7 protein-coding genes are annotated in these 9581 nt (G+C 68.1%); 6 read left to right on the forward strand and 1 reads right to left on the reverse strand.

From position 1 onward, the window contains the following. On the forward strand, window positions 1-1316 hold a 1316-nt coding region (locus D1643_RS08495), incomplete at its 5' end, for a hypothetical protein (protein WP_370520320.1). A 425-nt stretch (window positions 1317-1741) separates the two neighbouring features. Here the strand turns inward: D1643_RS08495 and D1643_RS08500 are convergent. Continuing rightward, a complete protein-coding gene (locus D1643_RS08500) occupies window positions 1742-3895 on the reverse strand; it encodes an aldehyde ferredoxin oxidoreductase (RefSeq protein WP_160710217.1) in 2154 nt (717 codons plus the stop codon). A gap of 401 nt (window positions 3896-4296) precedes the next feature. Between D1643_RS08500 and D1643_RS08505 the strand changes: the two genes are divergently transcribed. The 5 genes from D1643_RS08505 (at window position 4297) to nrfD (ending at window position 9476) form a co-directional block, all read left to right on the forward strand. Beyond that, window positions 4297-5043 (forward strand): ferredoxin-like protein, encoded by a 747-nt coding sequence (locus D1643_RS08505; protein WP_160710218.1) that lies wholly within the window; start codon window positions 4297-4299, stop codon window positions 5041-5043. Window positions 5044-5116: 73 nt separating this feature from the next. After that, window positions 5117-5815, forward strand: coding sequence for a molecular chaperone TorD family protein (locus D1643_RS08510; RefSeq protein ID WP_160710219.1), 699 nt, complete (start codon window positions 5117-5119; stop codon window positions 5813-5815). A gap of 21 nt (window positions 5816-5836) precedes the next feature. Further along, a complete protein-coding gene (locus D1643_RS08515) occupies window positions 5837-8035 on the forward strand; it encodes a molybdopterin-dependent oxidoreductase (protein ID WP_160710220.1) in 2199 nt (732 codons plus the stop codon). After that, on the forward strand, window positions 8035-8574 hold the full coding sequence (locus tag D1643_RS08520; RefSeq protein WP_160710221.1) for a 4Fe-4S dicluster domain-containing protein: 540 nt from the start codon (window positions 8035-8037) through the stop codon (window positions 8572-8574). The genes D1643_RS08515 and D1643_RS08520 overlap by 1 nt, the downstream gene beginning before the upstream one ends. Window positions 8575-8579: 5 nt before the next feature. Next, the gene (gene nrfD, locus D1643_RS08525) at window positions 8580-9476 is read left to right on the forward strand and encodes an NrfD/PsrC family molybdoenzyme membrane anchor subunit (RefSeq protein WP_160710222.1); all 897 of its coding nucleotides are present in this window, start codon (window positions 8580-8582) and stop codon (window positions 9474-9476) included. Window positions 9477-9581 lie beyond the last annotated feature (105 nt).

The following is a 9581-nucleotide window of genomic DNA, read 5'->3' on the forward strand; positions in this document are numbered from 1 at the left end:
CCAGCGGCGATGGCGCGGCCGCCGGCGACTCGGCGGCGAGCGCGGGGATCGCGCCGCCGGCGTTTCCCGAGGACGTGGCGCCTACCGAGCGCAACGCGCTGGCGCTCGCCTTCGAGGCTGTGCGCGGCGCCTCGCGCGCGAGCCGGCTGGCCACGCCGGCGCTCTGGGCCGAGCTGGGCCTCGTGCCGCCGGATATGACCGTCGAAGACCTGGAGATGCGCGTCTACGACTACCTGACGGCGTGGCAGGCCGCGCATCCCGAGGCAGCGCCTGCCTCGCTCGCAGAGGGACAGACCCCCGCGGAGGCTGGTCGCAACCGGGCGGCTCGGCGCTCGCCCTTCGGACCCCGCCGCGCGGTGGGCGCCCCGACCGGCTTCAAGGAGCGCCTTGCCGCCGCCCAGGCGGCGCAGGCCTCCGAGGGAGCGGCCCCCGTGGGCGCCGCCGCCAGCGCGGCTTCGGCCGGGGAGGCGGCGCCTTCTGCCTCGGCCCCCGGCGCCGTTCCGACCGCAGCCGCAGTCGGGGCGACCCCCGATGCCTCTGCCTTCGCCCCGCAGGTCATCGCCGTGGCAGCCGTGGAGCATGTCGCGCCCGCCCCGTCCGCGCCCGACGGCCCCGAGCCCGGGGCCGAGGCTGAGCAGGCGCGCGTCGCCGCAGCCCTGGCGGCGCTTGACGACTTCGTGGAGGAGCCCGATGCCGCCCCGCTGAACGACGATGATCCCTTCCCCGCGTTGCGTGTGCCGGAAGGCATGCGCCTCGTCCGGCGAGAGGGCGCCTACGTGCTGGTGCCCGACGCTGCCGGCGCGGATCGGGCCGAGGAGGCGGCGCCTGGCAGCGTCGGCGACGCAGGCCCGGCAAGCGCCCATCCCGGCTCGCCTGCGACCGCGGCGGCCTCCGAGCCCGCCCTGCCCCCAGACGACGAGCTTCCCATTCGCTGCGAGGACATCGCGCTGCTCATGGGTGCCCGCGGCTACTACCTCTATGACCGCTCGGCCATGACCGACGCCTACGCCCACTGGGCGTTCCTCGCTGCCGAGGACGATCCGGTGGTCACCTTCCTCGACTGCGTGCGCGAGGACTCCCGCGTCTACCCGCGCCCGCTCGCGCGTGCGAGCCTGGCCAACGATCCCTTCCTCATGGACGCCGCTGCCGTGGAGGCCGCCTACCAAACCGCTTGCACCGACGCCGCCAACGCCGATATCGAGCGTCTGGAGGTCTCCAACGGGGACGTCTACTTCTTCTCCACGCGCTACTTGGAGCCCGCCTACGCCCAGTCCCTGGCCGAGTGGGCCTCCGTCGAGCGCTTCCGCAACGTGTAGCCGCTTGGCACAACGCAGCGACGGCGGCGCGCGCCTCCCGAAGGAGCGCGCCGCCACTTTTTTCGGGTGAGCTGGCACTCATTGGCAGTTTGGTACGGTTTGAGGCCCGCTTGGGGCTGCCGTAGACTTCCTCGGGGGCATGCGTGACGACAAAACCCCAGGTCGGCAAAATCCCTCGCCCTCGATAAGGGTGCCGATACCGTACCAAACTGCCAATGAGTGCCACTGCGGGCCCAATTCGTGGCAGCGGGCCCGCCTCCGCCCTTCGTCTCCCAGCCCCCCCACGCACGAGGGAGCCCCGCCAGCCGGCGGGGCTCCCTCAGAGTACGGCGCCATGGCAAACGCCGCGGGTTTGGCGAGGTGCGGGACGCGAGGCCGGCTGACGGCCGCCGTGGCTGCCGTCAGCCGGCCTCATCGGCGCGCTGCTAGGGCAGCAGGTTCAGGTTGGCCAGCTCGTCCTTGACGTCGGCCATGCCGTAGGCGTCCAGGCAGGCGGCCGTGGGGCAGCCCAGCTGCGGATCCCAGCCGAACTGCTCGTAGACCATGGTGAGCGCCGTCTGGAAGTCCTCGCGATCCATCTTGTCGGTGCCCTTGGTGAACGGCTGCAGATCCGGATCCTTCGTGAACACCCACTCGGTGATCACGTCGTGGTCGGCGCGGAGGTTGTTGTTGCCGTAGGTGCCGTCGGCCTTGGTCATGCCGCGCACGGTGTTGGCGCGCTGCAGCGTCATGATCTTGGCGCCGGCCTCGTAGAGCTGCTCGGTGGTCACGTCCTGGCCGGTGACGGCCTTGAAGAACTTGGCCTCCAGGTCCAGGTCGCCGCGGTAGTCGCGCTGGCGCGTGGGGCTCATGGTCATGGGCCACACCCAGTTGCACAGGGTCAGCGAGTCGTGCAGCACGTCGGTGACCACCGACCACCAGCAGAAGTTGGCCTTGTGCTCGTTCATCGGCGAGTAGTCCTTGTTCGGCGTGATGGCGTCAGCGCCGCCCCAGACTTCCTCGGCGATGGCCTGCTTGATCTCGAAGGGCAGGCCGCAGCCCTGGAAGTTGACGGCGGAGTGGATCATGTCGTCGCGGTTGAACAGCATGTTGTACACGCCGCCCACTTGGCCGAAGCACTCGATGGCGTGGTGCACGGGCCAGCCGCGGTAGTTGATCAGCGTGGACTTGGAGTTGTCGAACCACGCCTGCTCGCCCCAGCGCTCGCACCATGTGAGCGGGCCGTGGGCCAGGTAGGAGATCTCGGTGGTGGGGTCGACGATCTTGTTGATGATCTCCACCATGACCGTGGGGTCGCACACCTCGGGCGAGAACTTCTCCCAGTGGATGGAGGCGTACTCCTCCGCCGGCAGCACGCGCTGGAACACGCCGGCCGTGTAGCAGTAGGCGATGTCGCGGTAGAGCTGGGCGTAGTTGCACCACAGGCCCATGTTGTCCATGGTGTTGGAGGTGGTGGTGTCCCACAGCACCGACAGGTCGCCGCGGTCCTTGAGGCCCATCTGCAGGAAGGGCTCCATGTACACGCTGACGGGGAAGTTGGCCGCGCAGGTGTTGCCGGTGGTGGCGAAGCCGGAGGTGTCCTCGGCGGCTTCCACGCGCAGGTCGGAGTAGCAGTGGATGGGGCAGCTGTGGCAGCCGTCCATCTTGATGGTGTACTGCTCGGCGGCCAGGCCCAGGTCCTTGACCGACTTCATGCAGCGGTAGCCCACCTTGTTGATCTCGTAGGGCTGCGGCTCGCCGGTCTCGATGGGGCCGCCCTCGGCTGCGGCCCAGTACAGGCCGTTGCGGGCCGTCCAGCGCGAGCCGGCGTCGTAGAACTCGGCCCACTCCTGCTGGGTGGAGGGCACCACGTGGTTGTTGTTGGAGCCGATGATCTCGCTCAGCATGTAGTCGGACAGGTCGGCCACGGCCTGCGGATCGGCCACGTTGACCGCGCCGGTGCCGCGCACGACGAGCGCCTTGACGTTCTTGGAGCCCAGGACGGCGGCGGTGCCGGCGCCGGCGGAGTGGTTGCGCGAGTTGATGATGCAGGCGTAGGGCAGCAGATTCTCGCCGGCGGGGCCGATGGCGGCCACGCACACGTCGGTGCCCTCGCGGCGGGAGAGCGCCTCGGTGGTGGCGCGGGTGCCCAGGCCCCACACGCCCTCGGCGGACTTGATAGTGACGTCACCGTTGTCGATGTTCACGTAGACGGGCTCGGCGGCGGCGCCTTCGAGCACCACGGCATCCCAGCCGGCCTGCTTGATGCGCGCGCCCAGCATGCCGCCGCAGTGGGCGTCGACCACCAGGTGGTCCTTGGTGAAGGTAGACAGCGAGCAGATGGTGGTGCGGCCCGCCAGGGGCACGCCCGATGCCGTCAGAGGGCCGACGGCGAAGATGATCTTGTTCTCAGGGGAGAGGGGATCGGTTCCCGCGGGAACCTCGTCGTACATGATCTTGTTGGCCAGTCCCATGCCGCCGATGTACTCTTTATAAGGCTCGGTGGATTGGACTGAGATGGTACCGTCAGTCAGATTGACGCGCAGAATCTTGCCGGTCCAGCCGTACGACGTGTTCGCGTCTTTCGTTGCATCAGCCATGGTTCATACTCCAAATCTCTTGCCTATACGAGACGGTGTTGTGTGGTCGTCTCTCGAGCCGATAGGGAGCACGGATACGGATACCGATGCATGTCCGCTGTCAGGATTGTGCCATGGTGCGCGGGTACCCCGTACCCTCCGACGCAGGGTACTTTTCTTACGGGAAGGTAACGATTCCCTGGCCAGCGGCGCGGTGTACCCTCCTTTTCCTGCGGCGGCGTTACGGGGTACATGATTTCTCCTCATTCAGGGGACACGGTCGGCGGCGTGCTGGCCTACCCTTCGTCATGTTGTGTGGTCTGGTCAGCTTTTCGAGGGCTGGCTGAGCCCGGTGGGGCAGGCACCTGAGTTCCTGACACCATCATTCGACACCCACTTATATAAGCGAGGGGGAAACGAACATGACAGACGCTAACAACAGCAAAGCCCCTGTGGATCAGACGGCCGAGGCCGCCCCGGAGGCTGCGCCGGCCGCCCCTGCCGCCGAGCAGGCCGACGGCGCGAAGAAGTCCAACGTCACGCGCCGCCAGGTTCTGGCCATGGCCGGTTGCGGCGTCGCGGGCCTGGTGGTCGGCGGCGTGCTGGCCTCGTGGGGCGTGACCCAGCAGGCCATCGCGTCGGGGCGCATCGACGTGCGCACCACGCCCACCAAGATGATCATCACCGACCGCGCGCGCTGCTCCGGCTGCCAGCGCTGCGAGATGAGCTGCACGCTCAAGAATGACGGCTACGTCGACCAGCACATCGCCCGCGTGCGCGTGTGGGACACCTATAACTTCGGCTACGGCGTCGGCACCGGCGGCGGCATCTACGGCGACTGCGAGTTCACCGTCAAGCAGTGCTACCAGTGCAAGGACGCCTGGTGCATGAAGTACTGCCCCGTCCACGCCATCCACCCGAGCGAGAAGACGGGCGCGCGCGTGGTCGACGACGAGCTGTGCATCGGCTGCGGCATGTGCACCCAGGCCTGCCCGTGGAACATGCCCCGCATCAGCTCCAAGACGGACAAGTCCACCAAGTGCATCTCGTGCGGCCGCTGCGCCGACCAGTGCCCCAACGGGGCCATTCAGTTCGTCGATTGGGAAGACATCGCGCAGAAGTGCATCGACGAGGGCGTGGTCTCGGCTACCACCGTGTACCAGGCCTAGCAGCCGGTACGCCCCACGCATCCGAAGAGGCGGCGCCCTGCTGCCTGGCAGTCAACGAAAGGAGGGAGCGACCATGGAAGACGCGGCGGTGTTCTCCACCCTGGCCCAGTGCTTTGGCCCGGTGGGGGAGGACGAGTGGAACGAGCTGACCGAATCCGCCCAATGGTCTGACTTCCTGGCGGGCGCCCGGCGCCTGCTGCAGGATAATCGCCCCCTTGGCGCGGAGGGCCAGCGCCTGAGCGACTTGAGGGCGCGGCTCCCGCTTCAGGAGTTCCTGTCGGCGCGCGAGCTCTCGGCGCTGTTCGCCCCTCCGAGCTATCAGGAGAAGAGCGACTTCGCCGCACGGCACTTCACCGGCGGGCTGCCCGACTCGGCCGTTCCCGTGGAGTCGCTGCACCGCCCCGCTCACCCCACCGATCCCGGCGTTCCCGCTGGGGGCGGGTATCTGGGGGACGCGGCGCTCTACGTGCGCGACGTGACGGACGGCCTGGGGCTGGAGGTGCCCCCCGCGTTCGCCGCCTGCCCCGATCACCTGGCACTCGAGCTCGACCTGGTGGCCGTGCTCCTGCGCTCGGGCATGGAGGGCCCGGCGCTCGCCTTCCTGGCGGAGCGCTTCGGCTGGCTCACCGCGTATCGGGCGCGGCTGCTCGGCCTGGACGAGGACGCGAGCTTCTACATCGGCCTCGTCGACCTGATCATGGGCATCGTCGCCCAGCAGGAGCCCTTCGAAGAGGGCGCGCTGAACGGATGCGCGATGGATTCTGTCGCGTAAGTTATAAGAGAGGAAGCAGCTATGTCAGAAAACGCTATCACGAGGCGCAGCTTTCTGGCGGGAAGCGCTGGCGTGGCCGCGGCAGCGGCTGTGGGCTTCACGAGCTTCGGCGCCTGGCAGCAGGCCCATGCCGAGGAGGAAGCCGGGGAGGGCCGCACCGAGGCCGTCCACACGCTGTGCAACGCCTGCTCCAGCAAATGCGGCTACACCGCCTATGTGGTCGACGGTAAGCTCACCAAGCTCATCGGCGACCCCCAGAACCCCAATGCGAGCGGGCATTTGTGCGCTCGCGGCTACGGCTACTCGCAGATCGCCTACTCCAAAGACCGCCTGACCGATCCCCTGAAGAAGAACGCGCAGGGGCGCTTCGAGGCCATCTCCTGGGATCAGGCCTATGCTGAGATCGCCGAGAAGGTGAGCGAGATCATCGAGAAGGACGGCCCGGGCGCGCTCGCGCTGGTGCAGGACCCGCGTCCGTCGGGCTCCTACTACGCCAAGCGCTTCATGACCGCCCTCGGCTCGCCCAACAGCTACACCCACGGCGCCGCGTGCAACCTGTCGAAGGTCTCGGGCATCACCCAGGCCATCGGCGCCGGCGACTGGGTGTCGGATGTCGAGAACTCCCGCATGACCATGTTCATCGGCCGCAGCTACTGCGACGGCATCCGCCCGAGCCAGGTGGCCGCGCTCGAGCGTGCCTATGAGAACGGCTCGCGCCTGGTCATGGTTGATCCGCGGTGCAACAACTCCACCGTGTTCGCCACCGAGTGGGTGCCCATCACCCCCGGCACCGACCTGGCGCTCGTGCTGGCCATGAGCAACGTGCTCATCAAGAACCACCTCTACGACGCGGACTTCGTGGCCGCCAACGGCGTGGGCTTCGACGAGTGGGCCGCGGCCATCTCCGACTGCACGCCGGCTTGGGCCGAGCAGATCACCGGCATTCCCGCGGACACCATCGAGCGCTTGGCTGCCGAGTTCGCCGAGGCGGCGCCGGCGGCCTCCATCGAGCCGAGCTGGCGCGGCGCCTATGGCTGCGCCTACGCCAACTCCGGCGAGACGGCGCGTGCGGTGGCCCTGTTCAACACCCTGCTCGGCTGCTGGAACCAGCCCGGCGGCGCCCTGCTCACCTCGAGCGCCGCGGCTGGCAAGCTGGACGATCCCCGCTTCGCCGCGCCTCCCAAGCCGGAGGGCACGCTGCTCGGCGCTGCCGAGTACCCGCTGGCCTCGGCTTCCATGGGCTCGGCCGTGTTCGCCGGCGAGATGGCCAAGGCCGGCGTGCTCAAGGGCATGTTCTTCTACAACTCCAACATGGCGGCGGGCTACTCCAACCCGGCTTACCTGGCTGAGGCGCTCTCGAACCTGGAGCTCATGGTGGTCTGCGACGTGCAGATGTCCGAGACGGCGCTGCTCGCCGACTACGTGCTGCCCGAGACCAGCTACCTCGAGCGCGCCGAGCTGCCCGAGTTCGGCGGCGGCAAGGCGCCCTACGTGGCCCTGCGCTCCCAGGTGCTCGACGTCATCCACCCCAACACCCGGTCCTGCGACCAGATCTTCACCGAGCTGGCCGAGGCGTGCGGGGTGGGCGAGTACTTCGCCTTCACCCAGGAGGAGCTGGCTGACGCCCAGCTCAAGACCGTCGGGCTCGACCTGGACAGCCTGAGGCTCGTGGGCACCGTGCAGTTCCCCGAGAAGGCCTTCGCCTACGGCACCGCGCCCAAGTGGAACACCCCCACGAAGAAGGTGCAGTTCACGAGCGAGGCCTGTGCCAAGGCGGGGCTGTCGGCGTGCCCGGTGTGGGTGGAGCCGCAGACCGTCCCCGAGGACGGCGCCTTCCGCCTGGTGGGCGGCAAGGAGGCCATCATGACGCACACCCAGACGGCCAACATCCCCGAGCTCATGAACATCGCCGAGCAGTACGGGCTCGATCGTCCGTGGATCAACGCGGCGGACGCGGCGGCCCTCGGCATCGAGGACAACGACGAGTGCGTGGTGGAGAACGACCAGCACTCCGGCACGTCGAAGGTGCGCGTGACCGAGCGCATCGCGCCGGGCGTCGTCTACATCCCCAGCCACTTCGGCTGCTCGGTGCCCGAGCAGCACACGGCCTACGGGTTCGGCCTGCGCATCATGGACTACGTGCCCTTCCACATCGAGCCCGCCTACGGCTCGGCCATGACGCAGGAGGCCACCGTTAAGATCAAGAAGGTAGGTGCGTAATGGCTAACTACGGAATGCTCATCAACACGAAGAAGTGCATTGGCTGCTACGCCTGCCGCACCGCCTGCCAGCGTCAGAACGACCTGCTTCCCGACGAGGCCTTCATCCGCTTCGAGGAGCGCGAGGTGGGCACCTTCCCCCGCGTGCGGGTGGAGCATGTGCCCCTGCAGTGCATGCACTGCGAGGACGCTCCCTGCGTGTCGGTGTGTCCCACCGGTGCCGCCAAGTACGGCACCGACGGCATCGTCGAGGTGGATCAGGGGCGCTGCATCGGCTGCTTGTACTGCGTGGCCGCCTGCCCCTACCAGGTGCGCGTGCGCAACTCGCAGACCGGCGCGGTGGACAAGTGCCGCTTCTGCACGGTGGCGGCCGAGGACGGCACGAAGATGTGCTCCTGCGTGGAGGCATGCCTGACCGGCTGCCGCATCTTCGGCGATTTGGACGACCCTGACAGCGAGATCTCCAAGGCCATCGTGGAGACCGGCGCCGCGCCCATCGCCGGTGACCTGACCAAAGCGAAAATCTACTACGTGAGGTGATTGAGATGACCTTCGAACCTATCTGGAACTCCATCATCGCGTGGTACCTGTTCCTGGCGGGCCTGGGCGGCGGCGCCTACGTGAGCGCGGCGTTTCTGCGCTGGCGCCATCCCGAGGCCGTGAACATGATCCGCATCGGCCGCGTCATCGCGCCGGTGGTGGTGATCGTGGGACTCTGCCTGCTCATGTTCGACGCGACGGCCGGCCTGCACAACCCGCTGCGCTTCGCGCTGCTGCTCACCAACTTCGGGTCGGTGATGACCTGGGGCGTCGTGTTCCTGGGCGGCTTCACCATCCTGGCGCTCATCGGCGCGGGGCTCGACTTGGCGAAGCGCCGCGTGCCGCTGTGGCTTGACATCGCGGCGGCGGTGTTCGGCGTGTGCGTGGCCGTCTACACCGGCTGCCTGCTGGGCGTGTGCAAGACGTTCCCGCTGTGGAACAACGCGCTGCTGCCCATTCTGTTTCTCGTGTCGGCCATGTCCACCGGCATGGCGGCGGTGCTCTGCGTGGCCATCTTCCGTCATCCGGAGGAGTTCAACCGTGTGGGCGTGTTCAAGAAGTTCCATTTCTGCCTGCCCATCATCGAGCTGGTGCTGGTGGCGTCGCTGCTGTTCGTGACGGCGTCGAACGCGAGCCCGGCCGGCTGGGAGTCGGTCATGAACTTGGTGGGCGGAGACTGCGCGCTGGCCTTCTGGTTCCTGTTCGTCCTGGTGGGCCTCGTGCTGCCGACGGCGCTCGAGACGTGGCTGCTGTTCTTCAGCCCCAAGGAGTTCGAGGAGAGCCGCAAGGCTCACTGGATCAGCTTTGCCTCGGATGCCGGCGTGCTGGTGGGCGGCTTCGTCCTGCGCCTGCTGGTGCTGGTGGCCGCCATGCCGCTGACGCTGGTGGTGCCCTGGTACTAGGCCGCGGACGGCGAGAGGCCGAAAGCGGAGAGGGGCGTCGGCCGTCTGGGCCGGCGCCCCTCTTTTTGTTGGCGGGGAGGGCGTGGGGATCGCGGGGCGTGGGGG

The organism is Enterorhabdus sp. P55 (assembly GCF_009911695.1).
In the GTDB taxonomy this organism is placed as follows: Bacteria; Actinomycetota; Coriobacteriia; order Coriobacteriales; family Eggerthellaceae; genus Enterorhabdus.

What these genes read in the sequence shown, in the direction of transcription:
- D1643_RS08500 (WP_160710217.1), bottom strand. Translation starts at nt 3,895, where the DNA reads ATGGCTGATGCAACGAAAGACGCGAACACGTCGTACGGCTGGACCGGC.
- D1643_RS08515 (WP_160710220.1), top strand. Translation starts at nt 5,837, where the DNA reads ATGTCAGAAAACGCTATCACGAGGCGCAGCTTTCTGGCGGGAAGCGCT.
- D1643_RS08505 (WP_160710218.1), top strand. Translation starts at nt 4,297, where the DNA reads ATGACAGACGCTAACAACAGCAAAGCCCCTGTGGATCAGACGGCCGAG.
- nrfD (WP_160710222.1), top strand. Translation starts at nt 8,580, where the DNA reads ATGACCTTCGAACCTATCTGGAACTCCATCATCGCGTGGTACCTGTTC.
- D1643_RS08510 (WP_160710219.1), top strand. Translation starts at nt 5,117, where the DNA reads ATGGAAGACGCGGCGGTGTTCTCCACCCTGGCCCAGTGCTTTGGCCCG.
- D1643_RS08520 (WP_160710221.1), top strand. Translation starts at nt 8,035, where the DNA reads ATGGCTAACTACGGAATGCTCATCAACACGAAGAAGTGCATTGGCTGC.